The sequence below is a fragment of the Streptomyces sp. A012304 genome (genome assembly GCF_026008495.1).
Taxonomy (GTDB): domain Bacteria; phylum Actinomycetota; class Actinomycetes; order Streptomycetales; family Streptomycetaceae; genus Streptomyces.
This window is the reverse complement of the sequence record NZ_BQUN01000118.1, coordinates 28,882-42,234: the sequence shown is the minus strand read 5'-3', so window position 1 is coordinate 42,234 and position 13,353 is coordinate 28,882. Positions and strand designations below refer to the sequence as shown.

Annotated in this window: 15 protein-coding genes and 1 pseudogene; 9 read left to right on the top strand and 7 right to left on the bottom strand. The window is 71.6% G+C overall.

The features are described from left to right. Nucleotides 1-742 precede the first annotated feature (742 nt). Nucleotides 743-1,147, top strand: a complete 405-nt coding sequence (locus ALMP_RS31770; protein WP_264934695.1) for a hypothetical protein — start codon at nucleotides 743-745, stop codon at nucleotides 1,145-1,147. Between the two features lie 98 nt (nucleotides 1,148-1,245). On the opposite strand, the pseudogene ALMP_RS31765 reads toward ALMP_RS31770, so the two are convergent. Continuing rightward, a pseudogene (locus ALMP_RS31765) lies at nucleotides 1,246-1,341 on the bottom strand (DUF302 domain-containing protein); the annotation flags it as partial. A 200-nt stretch (nucleotides 1,342-1,541) separates the two neighbouring features. Between ALMP_RS31765 and ALMP_RS31760 the strand changes: the two are divergent. The 4 genes from ALMP_RS31760 (at nucleotide 1,542) to ALMP_RS31745 (ending at nucleotide 4,759) form a co-directional block, all read left to right on the top strand. Next, a complete protein-coding gene (locus ALMP_RS31760; RefSeq protein ID WP_264934694.1) occupies nucleotides 1,542-2,906 on the top strand; it encodes an MBL fold metallo-hydrolase in 1,365 nt (454 codons plus the stop codon). A gap of 35 nt (nucleotides 2,907-2,941) precedes the next feature. After that, entirely contained in the window at nucleotides 2,942-3,307 is a 366-nt protein-coding gene (locus ALMP_RS31755) for a rhodanese-like domain-containing protein (protein ID WP_264934693.1), read from the top strand. Beyond that, entirely contained in the window at nucleotides 3,304-4,047 is a 744-nt protein-coding gene (locus tag ALMP_RS31750; protein WP_264934692.1) for a sulfite exporter TauE/SafE family protein, read from the top strand. The genes ALMP_RS31755 and ALMP_RS31750 overlap by 4 nt, the downstream gene beginning before the upstream one ends. A gap of 136 nt (nucleotides 4,048-4,183) precedes the next feature. After that, nucleotides 4,184-4,759, top strand: coding sequence for a rhodanese-like domain-containing protein (locus ALMP_RS31745; RefSeq protein ID WP_264934690.1), 576 nt, complete (start codon nucleotides 4,184-4,186; stop codon nucleotides 4,757-4,759). 113 nt (nucleotides 4,760-4,872) lie between these two features. On the opposite strand, the gene ALMP_RS31740 is transcribed toward ALMP_RS31745, so the two are convergent. From ALMP_RS31740 to rpmF, 3 genes are all read right to left on the bottom strand, one after another. Continuing rightward, the gene (locus ALMP_RS31740; protein WP_010358257.1) at nucleotides 4,873-5,154 is read right to left on the bottom strand and encodes a metal-sensitive transcriptional regulator; all 282 of its coding nucleotides are present in this window, start codon (nucleotides 5,152-5,154) and stop codon (nucleotides 4,873-4,875) included. A 361-nt stretch (nucleotides 5,155-5,515) separates the two neighbouring features. Beyond that, on the bottom strand, nucleotides 5,516-6,253 hold the full coding sequence (locus ALMP_RS31735; protein WP_264934689.1) for a dienelactone hydrolase family protein: 738 nt from the start codon (nucleotides 6,251-6,253) through the stop codon (nucleotides 5,516-5,518). A 189-nt stretch (nucleotides 6,254-6,442) separates the two neighbouring features. Next, nucleotides 6,443-6,613: a 50S ribosomal protein L32 gene (gene rpmF / locus ALMP_RS31730; protein WP_194048965.1), complete on the bottom strand. Its 171-nt coding sequence runs from the start codon at nucleotides 6,611-6,613 to the stop codon at nucleotides 6,443-6,445. A 109-nt stretch (nucleotides 6,614-6,722) separates the two neighbouring features. Between rpmF and ALMP_RS31725 the strand changes: the two genes are divergently transcribed. Beyond that, the gene (locus ALMP_RS31725; protein WP_264934687.1) at nucleotides 6,723-7,214 is read left to right on the top strand and encodes a hypothetical protein; all 492 of its coding nucleotides are present in this window, start codon (nucleotides 6,723-6,725) and stop codon (nucleotides 7,212-7,214) included. Nucleotides 7,215-7,256: 42 nt separating this feature from the next. Here ALMP_RS31725 and ALMP_RS31720 read toward each other — a convergent pair whose 3' ends face one another. Next, entirely contained in the window at nucleotides 7,257-7,472 is a 216-nt protein-coding gene (locus ALMP_RS31720; RefSeq protein ID WP_264934685.1) for a dodecin, read from the bottom strand. Nucleotides 7,473-7,684: 212 nt separating this feature from the next. Between ALMP_RS31720 and ALMP_RS31715 the strand changes: the two genes are divergently transcribed. The 3 genes from ALMP_RS31715 to ALMP_RS31705 all read left to right on the top strand — a co-directional run bounded on the left by ALMP_RS31715 (nucleotide 7,685) and on the right by ALMP_RS31705 (nucleotide 11,033). After that, a complete protein-coding gene (locus ALMP_RS31715; RefSeq protein WP_375803554.1) occupies nucleotides 7,685-9,157 on the top strand; it encodes a sugar transferase in 1,473 nt (490 codons plus the stop codon). Between the two features lie 140 nt (nucleotides 9,158-9,297). After that, nucleotides 9,298-9,909 carry a putative colanic acid biosynthesis acetyltransferase gene (locus ALMP_RS31710; RefSeq protein ID WP_264934684.1) on the top strand — a complete coding sequence of 204 codons (612 nt, stop codon included), beginning with the start codon at nucleotides 9,298-9,300 and terminating at the stop codon, nucleotides 9,907-9,909. After that, complete coding sequence (locus ALMP_RS31705; RefSeq protein ID WP_264934682.1) at nucleotides 9,906-11,033, top strand: glycosyltransferase; 1,128 nt, start codon at nucleotides 9,906-9,908, stop codon at nucleotides 11,031-11,033. Before ALMP_RS31710 ends, ALMP_RS31705 begins: the two co-directional genes overlap by 4 nt. A gap of 84 nt (nucleotides 11,034-11,117) precedes the next feature. On the opposite strand, the gene ALMP_RS31700 is transcribed toward ALMP_RS31705, so the two are convergent. Further along, a complete protein-coding gene (locus ALMP_RS31700) occupies nucleotides 11,118-12,317 on the bottom strand; it encodes a glycosyltransferase family 4 protein (RefSeq protein ID WP_264934680.1) in 1,200 nt (399 codons plus the stop codon). 31 nt (nucleotides 12,318-12,348) lie between these two features. Further along, on the bottom strand, nucleotides 12,349-13,329 hold the full coding sequence (locus ALMP_RS31695; protein ID WP_264934678.1) for an NAD-dependent epimerase/dehydratase family protein: 981 nt from the start codon (nucleotides 13,327-13,329) through the stop codon (nucleotides 12,349-12,351). Nucleotides 13,330-13,353: the final 24 nt, after the last annotated feature.

The following is a 13,353-nucleotide window of genomic DNA, read 5'->3' as shown; positions in this document are numbered from 1 at the left end:
CTTGGATCACAGTCGGCTGGCCTGCCCTGCTCGCCGCCGCACGTTGGCAGGAGCCGGTCGCCGCTGGCCAGGTGCCGCGCGTCGCCCTCGACGAGCTACCGGCTACCTCAGACGGCCCGGCCGAAGCCGACGCCGGCCAAGACGCAACATCCACGGACCGGCCAGCCGGTGAGTCAGCTTGCACCACACGTGTTGCGATCAGTACCTTTCCGAGCCGAGCCACTGATCTGCGAAAACCTCCTTGGAACGCACGCCGGGACCGGCCACCCCAAGAGAACAGGCCAACCGGTCCGGATAGAAGGGCAGTCGGGAGCGGAAGATGGTGGAGGAGATGAGTCCGTCGAGCGCCTCATCCCCGGCGCCGCCCCGGCTTACCCGACCGTCACGGTCACCGAAACGCTGCCCGGCACCGTAGAGAAGAAGCACACCTGGACCGGCGTGTTCACCGCCCTGTACGGCCGGCCGCGCACGGGCGAGCAGACCAGCCCGCTCGCCCAGGCCGAGGACGCCGAGCGTCGCCGGGACCTCGTCGGCGAGGCCGGCGCGCCCTCATGTCGGCCGGGGCCGCGCTGGAGTTCGTGCCCTGGTACCCGTGCCGCCCCGGCGACCGCCCGAGGCAAGTACGTCAGCCGAGTCCGCCCGGCACGCCATGCGTTATGCAGACTCCGCACGCGCCCTGCTGGAACAGGCCGCTGAACAAACCTGTGAGAGCACGCAGTGACCTTCTGCGATTCTGCTTGTCATGCCTGCACGAAATCGACGATTGCCCCGCCACCGTGCGTGGCCTCTGACCACCACCGACATCAACGAGAGTCTTGGCTCCTGCATGAGCCGCGTCACGGACCTGAGATTCCTCACTGGGCACGACAGCGGGACCATCGTCCTGGGAGCTGAATGGGTCGCTCCGAACCCCCGTAACTACGGCCGCGGCATCCACCCGGACATGGTCGGCATTCGCATTGACGTCCACCCGGTCGATGCCAGTGAACGTGCTGCGGTCCGCGCTGTTCTACGAGCGCATGCCCTCCCACAGCTCCATGAATGGATCACGCAGGCGATCACTGCCGACGAGACCTGGCAACTGACCCCTCACCAGCACTACTGGCGGCTCACCGACGGCTGCCTCACCCAACACGATGACGCGTGAACCGAGTCGGGTTCCAGCCGAGAAACCTTCAGTCCGTCTGAACTTGCGGGGCTCCACGGGTGTGAGTAGTTGCGGTACAGAAAGTGCCGTTGCTGGACGAGCCGGGCGGTGGCCTCGCCGGCGACAGGCGTGAGGGCGTCCAGGCCGGTGAGGGTGACCATGGTGCCCGAGTCGAGGACCTGGACGAGCGTGTGGGCGGTGCGCTGCTCCTTCGGTGAGGTGGAAAACCCGCTTCCTTGATACCCCGCCGGGTATCCGGCGCAGTGGACGCAATGCCGTACCCAGGGATATAGGGGATGTTCTGGACCTAGGAATACCCCCGGGGGTACCCCTGTTAGGGTGGGTACACCAAATACCCCCCGGGGTACGCCGTTCTTGTGGAGGAGCCGCAGTCGTGTTCTTCATCGACACCCTTGAGTTGGAGGGTCTGGGCAACCGCAGCTACCTGGTCGGCGGGGCCGCTGCCGCGGTGGTCATCGATCCGCCGCGCGACATCGACCAGGTGATCGCCGCCGCCGCCGGGCGCGGGGTGCGCATCGCGTACGTGGCGGAGACCCACGTGCACAACGACTACGTCACCGGTGGCCTGGAGCTGGCCCGCGTCACCGGCGCCTCCTATCTGGTGCCGGCCGCGGCGCACGTGTCCTTCGCCCGCACCCCGGTCGCCGACGGCGACACCGTAGACGTGGACGCGGGTCTGGTCCTGCGCGCGATCGCCACGCCCGGGCACACCCCGCACCACACCTCCTACGTCCTGGAGCAGAACGGGCGCGGTGTGGCGGCGTTCACCGGCGGATCGCTGCTGATCGGCACGGTGGGCCGCCCCGACCTAGTGGAGCCGCGGCTGACCGAGCAGCTGGCCCGGGCCCAGCACGCCTCCGCCCGCCGCCTGGCCGTCGAGCTGGACGACGAGGTGCCGGTGCTGCCCACCCACGGGTTCGGCAGCTTCTGCTCCTCCGCCCAGGCCGAGGGGGACGCGACCACGATCGGCAAGGAACGCACCAGCAACGACGCGCTCACCCTGGACGTGGACACCTTCGTTCAGCGGATGCTCGCCGGGCTGGAGGACGTGCCCGCCTACTACGCGCACATGGGCCCGGCCAACGCCGCGGGCCCCGCCCCCGTCGACCTGACCCCGCCCGAGCGTGCGGGCGCAGGCGAGATCTCCTCCCGGCTGGCCGCGGGCGAGTGGGTCGTGGACCTGCGCAGCCGCATGGCCTTCGCCGAGGGGCATGTGGCCGGGTCGTTCAACTTCGAGGGCGAGGGCAAGCTCGCCACCTACCTGGCATGGCTGATCCCGTGGGGCAAGCCGGTCACCCTGCTCGCCGACACCCCGGAGCAGATCGCCCACGCGCAGCGGGAGCTGGCGCGGGTGGGCATCGACCGCCCGGCCGCCGCCGCCACCGGCGACCCGGCCGGCTGGGTCCGTGAAGGCGAGCAGCTCGTCTCCTTCCCGCGTGCCCGCTTCGCCGACCTCGCCGAGATCCGTCAGCGCGGCGATGACGTGGTCGTCCTGGACGTGCGCCGGGACTCAGAGCGCGCAGGCGGCTACATCGACGGCTCGGTCCACATCCCGATCCACGAGCTGCACGGCCGCACCGGCGAGGTGCCGGACGGCACGGTGTGGGTGCACTGCGCCGGCGGGATGCGCGCGGCGATCGCCGCCTCCCTGCTCGATGCTGCCGGCCGCGACGTGGTCGCCGTCGACGACGGCTTCGACGCCGCGACGGAAGCCGGGCTGCCCCTGGCCTCCGCCTGAGTTCGGCCGCCCCCCCGCAAGGAAGGAAGCGTGTGATGTTCCTCTTTCGCCGAAACGGGCCCCGCGTCACGGTCGACGAGGCACACAGCCGCACCAGCGGCGACCGGCCCGACGCCGTCCTGCTGGACGTCCGTGAAAAGCCCGAATGGACCGCGGGCCACGCCCCGGGCGCCGTCCACGTACCGCTGACGGAACTGGTCGCCGGCGCCACCCTGCCCGCCCAGGCGCGGGGCCGTCCGCTGGTGGTGATCTGCCGCAGCGGACACCGCTCCCAGCAGGCGGCGAAGCTCCTCGCCGGGCGCGGAGCGCAGGCGGTGGACGTCGAGGGCGGCATGAACGCGTGGGCCGCCGCCGGACACCCGGTCGTCGACGAACGCGGGAACAGCGGCCAGATAGCGTGACCGTACTCGTTCTCGCCCTCATCGCTGGGGCTGTCATCGGCCTCGCCCTCGGAGCCCTCGGCGGCGGCGGCAGCGTCCTTGCCGTACCGGCACTGATCTACCTGCTCGGCTTCACTCCGGCCGCCGCCACCACCGCCGGTCTGATCATCGTCACCGCCACCTCCGCCACCGCCCTGTACGCCCACACCCGCGACGGGAAGGTGGCATGGAAGACAGGGGCGCTGTTCGCCGCGGCGGGCATCGTCCCCGCCTTCCTCGCGGGCGCCGTCGCGGGGCGCCTGCCCGAAGCGGTACTGACGGCGGCGTTCGCGGTCATCGCCGCGCTGGCGGCCCTGCGCATGCTGCGTCCGTCCGCGTCCGAGCCGCCAGACCGGATCCGTCCCGGCAAGGCAGCCGGTGCCGGTGCCGGACTCGGCACCGTGACGGGCTTTCTGGGGGTCGGCGGGGGATTCCTCGCTGTGCCCGCCCTGGTGAGCGTCCTGGGACTGGCCATGCGCCGGGCGGTGGGCACCAGCCTGCTCGTCATCACAGTGAACTCGCTCGCCGCGCTCGCCGCTCGCACCGGCACCAGCAGCGGGCTCCACTGGGAGATCATCGGCCCCTTCACCGGAGCGGCGATCCTCGGCGCCTGGGACGGCAAACGCCTCGCGACGAAGATCTCCGGCACCACCCTTCAGAAGATCTTCGCCGGCGTCCTGCTGGCAGTGGCGGCCTTCATGCTCGTCGACGTGATCGTCTGAACACGAGGGCCGCCACCGGCTCAGACCAGGGACCGGAAGCGCTTCTCCAGCCGGCCGCGCATCTCACGACCGCCTTCCGTCCGGCTCCCGTCAGACCAAGCTCAGCACACTCCGACACCCAAGGATGGCATCTGCCATGACCACACCCACGGCCCTCGCCACCGACGAGGCGCGCACCCGCCTGCACGAACTGACCATCATCGACGTGCGCACCCCAGGCGAATACGCCGGCGGCCATCTCCCCGGCGCGCTCAACATCCCCCTCGACCAGATCCAGCGCGCGCTGCCCGACATCCGTCACGCCACCGACCGCGGCGACGTCCTGGTCGTCTGCGCCTCGGGCGCCCGCTCCGAGAACGCCTGCAAGATCCTCGCGGAGAACGGCATCACCGCCGCCACCCTGTCGGGAGGCACCGGCGCCTGGGCGGCCGACGGCCACGAGCTCCACCGCCCCCAGGGCGCCTCCCGTGCCACCTGGGGAATGGAGCGGCAGGTAAGGCTCACCGCAGGAGTGATCGTGCTGCTCGGCCTGCTGCTCGGGCTCGTCGTCCACCCCGCCTTCCAGCTCATCTCCGCCGGCATCGCGGGCGGCCTGGTCTTCTCCGCCCTGACCAACACCTGCGGCATGGCCGCCATGCTCGCCAAGCTCCCCCACAACCGCCCCCGCGCCGCCGACCTCGACAACACGCTGGCCGCACTGCGCAACCGCTGAACCACACCACAAAGGGGAGGGACCCGGCTCCGGATCCCTCCCCTTTCGCATGCCAGGCCATATGGCCAACCGCTCCGAACCGGGCGGGTGGTCCGGCGTCGCGGCACCACAAGTCAGGCCAGGGAAAGGAACAGCTTCTCCAGCCGAGTACGCATCTGCTCCCGGTCACCGGAAGCAGCCATGTCCGCATCGGTCAGGCAGTGCTGCAGCCCGGTGGCGATGATCGCGAAACCGGCCTTGTCCAAAGCCCTGGACGCCGCGGCGAGCTGGGTGACAACGTCCTCGCAGTCCCGCCCCTCTTCAATCATCTTGATCACACCGGCGATCTGACCCTGCGCCCGGCGCAGTCGGTTGACCACCGTCTTCAGTTCCTCAGCCGCCATCGCCAGTTCCACAACCCACACTCCTTCGAGATACCCCCTTGGGTATCCTACCGAAGGGGTAACCCCAACCGGGCGAAGGAAAGTCCCCGTCGCGCTGCGCGTACCGACCCCGGCCGATCGGGGTCCGGGCCAGCCCTGGCGGCCGGGCACCCCGCCCCCGGCACCGATCGACCCTGACCTGCCGAGGGCGGACGCCCGTATCGAGTACGCGCGCTGCTCGACGCTCGGGCAGGAACTCGACTCCCAGCTCGACGATGCGCCTGTCTCCGCGATCGAGCATCCGCCCGAATGCGGTTCTCCTGTGCGGACTTGAGGGGAGGGGACTGTCAGTGCCCGACGCCGACCAGGCCCGGCGCCAGCATGCTTACCTGGGTCATGCCCCCAGATCCTCCGTCACGGACAGGCACTCGGCGAGCAGGTCGACGACGTCGCGCCAGGCTCGCTGCGCGTGCCGTGGGTGGTAGCCGACGCCGGGGACCGTGGGGTGGTCGACCGGCGGGTGGTGGAAGGCGTGCAAGGCGCCGCCGTAGATCGTGAGGCGCCAGTCGACGCCCGCGGCCTGCATCTCAGCGGTGAACGCGTTCCGTTGCGCGGGCGGCATGATCGGGTCTTCCGACCCGACCCCGGCCCACACCGGGCAGCGGATGCGCGCCGCCTCGCCCGGTCGGCCCGTGGTCAGTGCGTTGACTGTCCCGATCGCGCGCAGGTTGACGCCGTCGCGCCCGAGTTCCAGCCCGACGGCGCCCCCGGTGCCGTAGCCGATGGCGGCGATCCGGTCGGGGGCGGTCCGCGGTTCGGTGCGCAACACGTCGAGCGCCGCGTGGCCGATGCCCCGCATCCGGTCGGGATCGGCGAGCAGTGGCATGCAACGGGCCAGCATCTCCTCGGGGTCACTCAAATAGCGCCCGCCGTGAAGGTCGAAGGCCAGCGCTACATATCCCAGCTCGGCGAGAGCGTCGGCCCGGCGGCGCTCGACGTCGCTGAGCCCCATGCCCTCTGGTCCGAGCAGCACCGCGGGCCGGCGGTCGACGCCGGCCGGGAGCGCGAGGTGCCCGATCATCGTCAAACCGTCAGCCGGGTACTCGACCGTACGCGTCGTCATCTTCGTCATGAGACTGGACGGTACTGATCGTCGAGCCCGGTCCGGCCGGTGTTCTGCCGCTGGCAGACGCTCAACATCACCACCAACGACACCGAGCCGAATGGGTGGGGGCCGGGAGCTCAGGGCTGCGAGATCATCTCGTCGCCCCACCCGAGGAACCCGGACAGCACGGTGACGGGCAGTCGCTACGGCATCCGGTCAGCCCTCGGGGCGCAGCAGGCCGCGCTCGTACGCCTTCACCAGGTGCTGCGGGACGAGGTGGCGGACCCCGTCGACGGTGACCGGGACGAGCTGCGGCGTCGTGGCCTTCCACTGCGCGCGGCGGTGACGGGTGTTGCTGCGGGACATCTTCCGCTTGGGCACGGCCATGGCGGACCTCCTCGGTGGGGTGATGAGCACCGAGGACGCTACATGAAAATGGATCCCATTAGCAATTGTGGGCCGCCGCACCCGGGTGCGGCGGCACTACGCTGGGGGCGTGACCGACACCAGCAAGCGGCCGCTCGCCGTGTTCGACCTGGACAACACCCTCGCCGACACGGCCCACCGGCAGCGCTTCCTGGAGTGCAGGCCCCGTGACTGGGACGCCTTCTTCGCTGCCGCGCCGCAGGATCCGCCGATCCCCGAGGGCATCGCCCTGGCCGTGGAGAGCGCGCGGGAGTGCGAGGTCGTCTATCTGACCGGGCGGCCCGAGCGGTGCCGGCGCGACACCCTGGACTGGCTCGAACGGCAGGGGCTGCCCGAGGGGCGCGTGTACATGCGGCGCGACAGCGACCGTCGGCCCGCCCGCCGTACCAAGCTGGAGATCCTGCGCCGGCTCGGCCGTGACCGTGCGGTGCGGGTCCTGGTGGACGACGACGACCTGGTGTGCGACGACGCCGAAGCGGCCGGCTTCACCGTCGTCCGGGCGCGCTGGGCTGTGCCCTCGGTGACCCTTCGGGTGGCGCAGGAGCGGGAGGGGCGTACCTGAACCGGTCCGGCCCGCGGGCCGGACGCCGCGCCGGCGGCGGGATCACTCCGACTCCTCCAGGCGGAAGCCGACCTTCAGGCCGACCTGCCAGTGTGCGATCTCGCCGTTGTCGATCTGGCCCCGCACCTGGGTCACCTCGAACCAGTCCAGGTTGCGCAGGGTCTGCGAAGCGCGGCTGATGCCGTTGCGGATCGCCTGGTCCACGCCCTCCGGCGAGGTGCCGACGATCTCCGTGACCCGGTAGGTGTGGTTCGACATGCGGGTGCTCCTCTCCGCGCCTGCGGCTGCGTCACGCGTATGCCACGCGTCACTCCACCGTGCCCCAAGCCGGACCCGAGCGCGAGGCGTCGAAGACGGATATTCCTATCTATCTGATGATATAAGGATCATGTTGTAAGGGGTGTGGCTGCTCGCTTTCGGTGCTCCCGCGGCCACGCCCACGCTCTGCGATGGGAGGTTTGGAGGAGACCATGCGGCGGTTCAGAATCCCGATGACCCGACAGGCGCCGGTCCCCATGGCGCGCCACCCCGTCCACCGCGAGGAGACCCGGGCCCGTTGGTACGCCCCCTTCTCGGTGAGTGTGGACCTCCTTGCCGCGGCCCTCCCGGTCACGGCGGCTTTCGTGGAGGTCCACGAACCCCACCCGCTGCGCCTCGCGGCCGTCGCGGCCCTGCTGTGGCCGCTCATCGGCGTGGTCAGCAAGCGGTACACCCCGCAGGCCTGGGGCGACGGGGGAGGGCTCCGCGCCGTGATACGGGACTGGCTGGTGCTGGTCGGCGCCCTGGCGACGCTCCGCGTGGTCTGCGGACTGGACAGCGTGCCCGCCGAGGCGTTCACCGCGCTGATCCCCGCGCTGGTGCTCACCGGCGTCTGCCAGAAGGTGATCCACCGTCACCTCCTCGCCGCCCGCCGCGACGCGCGCGCCCTGCGCCCCGTGGTGGTCGTCGGCGAGGCCCCGACCATCGACGCCGTGGTCGAGCAGCTCGCCCAGCGCACCGACCACGAGTACGTGGTCGTCGGCGCCTGCCCGGTCGGCGACGGCGACGTGCGCTCCGGGGTCCCGGTGTGCGAACGGCTGCCCTGCGAGGCACCGGAAACGCCCGAGGCGGACGCCGTCGCCGTGCTCGGCGCGGCCGACGAACTCGCGGCCGAACTGGTCTTCGTGGCGCCCGGACCGTACATGTCCGGCGAACGGGTGCGGCGGCTGTCCTGGGCGCTGCACGACCAGGGCCGCTCGCTGATGGTGCTGCCCGGCATCATCGAGGTGGCGCGCCGGCGGGTACGGCTGACCTCCGCGGCCGGCCTCACCCTGCTGCACATCGCACCACCGCTCCAGCGCGGCACGCACGCCCGGGTGAAGGGCCTGATGGACCGGGCGGGCGCCCTGGCGCTGATCGTCCTGCTCTCGCCGCTGCTGCTCCTGCTGGCGCTGGCCGTCCGGCTCGGCTCACCCGGTCCGATCCTGTACCGCCAGACCCGCGTCGGCCGGAACCTGGTGCCGTTCCCCATGTGGAAGTTCCGCACGATGGTGGTCGACGCCGACCGGCTCAAGAGCGGACTGGAGGCGGAGAACGAGAACGACGGGCACATGTTCAAGATGCGCCGGGACCCCCGGGTCACCCCGGTCGGGCGCGTCCTGCGCCGCTACTCCCTGGACGAGCTGCCCCAGCTGTTCAACATCCTCTTCGGCCACATGTCGCTGGTCGGGCCGCGTCCCCCGCTGCCCGAGGAGGTCGCCAAGTACAACGCGATCGAGCTGCGCCGGCTCAGCGTCAAGCCGGGCCTGACCGGCCTGTGGCAGGTGAGCGGCCGCTCGGACCTGTCCTGGCGCGAGACGGTCGCCCTCGACCTGCGCTACGTCGACAACTGGTCGCTGGCCGGCGACATGAACGTCATGGCCCGCACCGTGCGCGCGGTGCTGGACGGCCAGGGCGCCTACTGAGACGGATGCGGCGCCGGCGGCGCCGCATCCGCCATCCGGGCACGTCTGCCGTCAACACGCGGTGATCGCGGGTGATCCGCCGCCGGCGGCGTGAAGGATCGCGGACGTCGACGTCTCGGGCCCTCGGAAGGGACACCGCCATGGCACAGACCACAGCCGCACAGCCCGCCGCCCCGCACCCGGGTGACACCACCGGCGCCACGACGCACCGGCCCGTCGTGGCGCGGTCCCTGCGCGGCTTCACCGGCGCCGGATACGACAAGGGGCGGCCCCTGCCGGTGCAGGCCGCCTGGTTCGCCGCCCAGCACCTGTTGTTCGTCAAGTGGTGGTTCCCGGCCCGCTGGCGGCCGGCCCTGCTGCGCGCCTTCGGGGCCCGCGTCGGACAGCGGGTGCTGATCCGGCGCGGGGTGCGCGTCCACTGGCCGTGGAAGCTGGACATCGGCGACGACGTGTGGATCGGTGAGGACGCCTGGATCCTCAACCTCGAACCGGTCACGATCGGCAGCGACTGCTGCGTCTCACAGAGCGCGCTGCTGTGCACGGGCAGCCACCGCCGCCGCTCCGCCACCTTCGAGTTCGACAACGGCCCCATCCGGCTGGAGCCGGGCAGCTGGGTCGCGGCCCGCGCGGTGGTGCTGCGCGGCGTCACCGTCGGCCGGGGCGGTGTGGTGGGCGCCGGGGCGGTCGCCCACCGGGACCTCGCACCGGGCGCGGTCCTGACCACGGACGGCACGAAGGGAGCCACGGCATGAAGCTCGTCCACGCGGTCACACTGGTCAGCGACGACGGGGCCTTCGGCGGGCCGACGAGCGTGGCCCTCGCCCAGCTCCAGGAGTGCGCCGCCCGCGGCCACGACGTGACCCTGGTGTCGCTGTGGCGGGGCAGGTCACCCGCCGCGCGGCGCATCGGTGCCGTCCGGTTCGTCTCCCGCCCCGCGTGGCGCCTCGTCCCGGGCCGGGGCTGCCTCGGGCTCATGCACCCGCTGCTGCTGCGGGACCTGTGGCGGGCGATGGGGCGCGCCGACGCCGTCCACCTGCACGCGGGACGCGACCTGGTCTCGCTCGCCGCGCTCATTGTGGCCCGGCTGCGGCGCACCGCCTTCGTCACCCAGACGCACGGCATGGTCGAGCCGCGCTCCGGCGTCGTGGCGCGTGTCTTCGACGCGGTGTACGTGCCGCTGCTGCGCCGGGCCCGCTGCTGCTTCGTGCTCACCGAGCGGGAGCGGCGGGCGCTGAGCGAGGTGCTGGGCCCGGACGGGCCGCCGCTGGTGACCCTGCCCAACGGCCTGCGCGCGGCGGGCGACGAGGCGCGCACCCGGCCGCGCGACGACCACCAGGTGATCTTCCTCGCCCGGCTCCACCCCCGTAAACGGCCCGAGGCGTTCGTCGAGATGGCCGCCCTGGTCCACAAGGAGATGCCCGAGGCCCGCTTCACGCTGTACGGCGCGGACGAGGGCTCCCTGCCGGCGGTGTCGCGGCTCATCGCGGACCGAGGGCTGACCGACGTGGTCTCCTACGGCGGCGCGCTGGACCACGCCGCCGCGCTGGAGGCCTACCGCAGGGCCGCCGTGTACGTGCTGCCGAGCGTGCACGAGCCGTTCCCGATGACGGTCCTGGAGGCGCTGGCCGAGGGCACCCCGGTGGTGTGCACGGACAGCAGCGGCATCGCGGCCGAACTGGCCCGCCGGGAAGCGGCCCTGGTCACCGACGGCAGCCCCGAGGCCCTGGCCGACGCGGTGTGCCTGCTGCTCGCCGACACGCCGCTGCGCCGCCGCCTGGCCGACACCGGCCGGCGCGCGATCGACGAGGTCTTCTCGATCCGCGCGGTCGTGGACCGCCTGGAGACCGCCTACCGGAACCGCGCCCCGCAGACCTGACGGATCGACGCAGGGCACTCCTGCCCGAAGAACCCCTCGGCCCCGCCGTGTCGACGGCGGGGCCGAGGGGTTCTTCGGGCGGGGTCAGCGTGTCCGGGGGCGGCCGACCCGGCGGAGGATGTCCTCGAAACGGGAGGCGCAGTCCTCCAGGGCGAATTCCCGTTCGGCCAGGGCGCGGCTCTCCTTGCCCAGTGACTGCGCGCGCGCCGGGTCGGACAGGACCTCCCGGGCCCAGACGCAGGCCTCGTCGAGCGCGGACTCCTCCGGCGGGAAGACCGCGGACCCCGCCTGCCGCAGCAGTTGCGCGGCCAGGTTGTCGGCCGGCATCAGGCCCAGCACCGGACGCCCGGCGCACAGGTACGACAGCGTCTTGGACGGGACGGAGAACTCGCCGGCGTCCGCCGCCAGGAGGACGACGAGGAGGTCGCCCGTGCCCAGCACCTCGGGCAGCCGCTCGTAGGGCTGGAAGGGCAGCAGCGTCAGCTCGACCCCGTGCGCGGCGGCGGCCTCCCGCAGCACGGGCACGGCCGGGCCGTCATTGACGACGACGAGACGGACCGGGGTGCCCCGCTCCCGCAGCCGCTCGGCCAGCCGCACCAACAGCACCGGGTTGTGCTTCAGGCCGAGGGTGCCGGAGTACAGCACCGTCCGCACCCCGTCCAGCCCCTGCTCGGCCGACCAGGCGTTGGCCCGCGGCACCGGGACGATCTCGTCCAGCGGCGCCCAGTTGGGGATGACGGTGACCTTGCCGGCCGTGCCCCACCGCTCGTGGATCCGCACGAAGGACTCGGCGATCACCACGATGGCCGCGGCCCGCCGCGCCGACCACTTCTCGCCCGCCCCGAACACCTTGGCGGCGACACCCATGGATTTCGCCACGTCGGCGGCGGCGAAGCTCTTCAGGGCGACGGCGGTCACGTCCTGGTGCCACAGCACCCAGGGGATGCGCAGCCGCCGCAGCACCGCCGCCGCCACCACCAGTACCGGGATCGGCAGGTTGGACAGCAGCGCCACGTCGGGCTTCTCCCGCCGTACCTGCCGGGCCAGTTCGAGGCCCAGCAGGGTCTCCTGGCGCAGGCGGTGGAAGTACGCCTCCTTGCGCAGCGCGGTGCCGTCCCCGATGGTGACGAAACGCAGGCCCGGGGTGTCCCCGGCGAGGTTGCCCTTGCCGGAGACGTAGGCCGTGCAGGTCGAGTGGACGACGTCGTGGCCACGGCGCGCCAGTTCCCGGCTCAGCTGGGCCTGGAACGGGTGGCCGCTGTAGTCGTGGACGAGGATCCTCATCGGTTCTCCTGTCCTGGAAGTCGTCCAGCCATCACTGGTGGGAGCGCTTGACCTGGTCGTAGACCCAGGCGTAGGTCTTCTCCAGGCCGTCGACCAGGGTGACCGACGGTTCCCAGCGGTAGATCTCGCGGATCAGGGTGTTGTCGGAGTTGCGGCCGCGCACGCCCTGCGGGGCGTCGAGCCGGTAGGTCCGCTCGCAGCGGACACCCGCGATCCGCTCGACGATGTCGACGAGCTGATTGATCGTCACCAGCTCCGACGACCCGAGGTTGACCGGGACGCCACTGTCCCCCTTCATGATCATCTGTGAGCCGTGCAGGCAGTCGTCGATGTACATGAAAGAGCGGCTCTGCAGCCCGTCTCCCCAGATCTCGATCCGGTGGTCACCGCGGACCGCAGCCTCGGCGACCTTCCGGCACACCGCGGCCGGCGCCTTCTCCCGGCCACCGGTCCAGGTGCCGTGCGGGCCGTACACGTTGTGGTAGCGGGCGACGCGGGTGACGAACCCGTAGTCCTCGGCGTAGTGGCGGCACATGCGCTCGGAGAACAGCTTCTCCCAGCCGTAGCCGTCCTCCGGCTGCGCCGGGTAGGCGTCCTCCTCCCGGAGCGCGGTGACGTTCGGGTCGGTCTGCTTGCCGGCGGCGTACACGCAGGCGGAGGAGGAGTAGAAGTACCGCTCCACACCGGCCTCGTGCGCGGCCTTCAGCATGTGGGTGCTGGTCAGCACCGACATCATGCAGGCGGCCTTGTTGTTCTCGATGAAGCCCATGCCGCCCATGTCGGCGGCCAGCATGTACACCTGCCGGGCGCCGCGCACGCCGTCGCGCGCACTGTCCAGGAGCGACAGGTCGGCGACCACGTTCTCGGCGTCCTGGTGGACCTGGTACCACTCGTTGCGGGGCTTGATGTCGATGGAGCGGACGGTCAGCCCCTGGGCGAGAAGGTCGCCCACGAGGTGCCCCCCGATGAATCCCCCGCCTCCGGCGACGACGACGTCGACCTGCTTGCTCATGCGCACTCCCTTGGGACAGCCGAG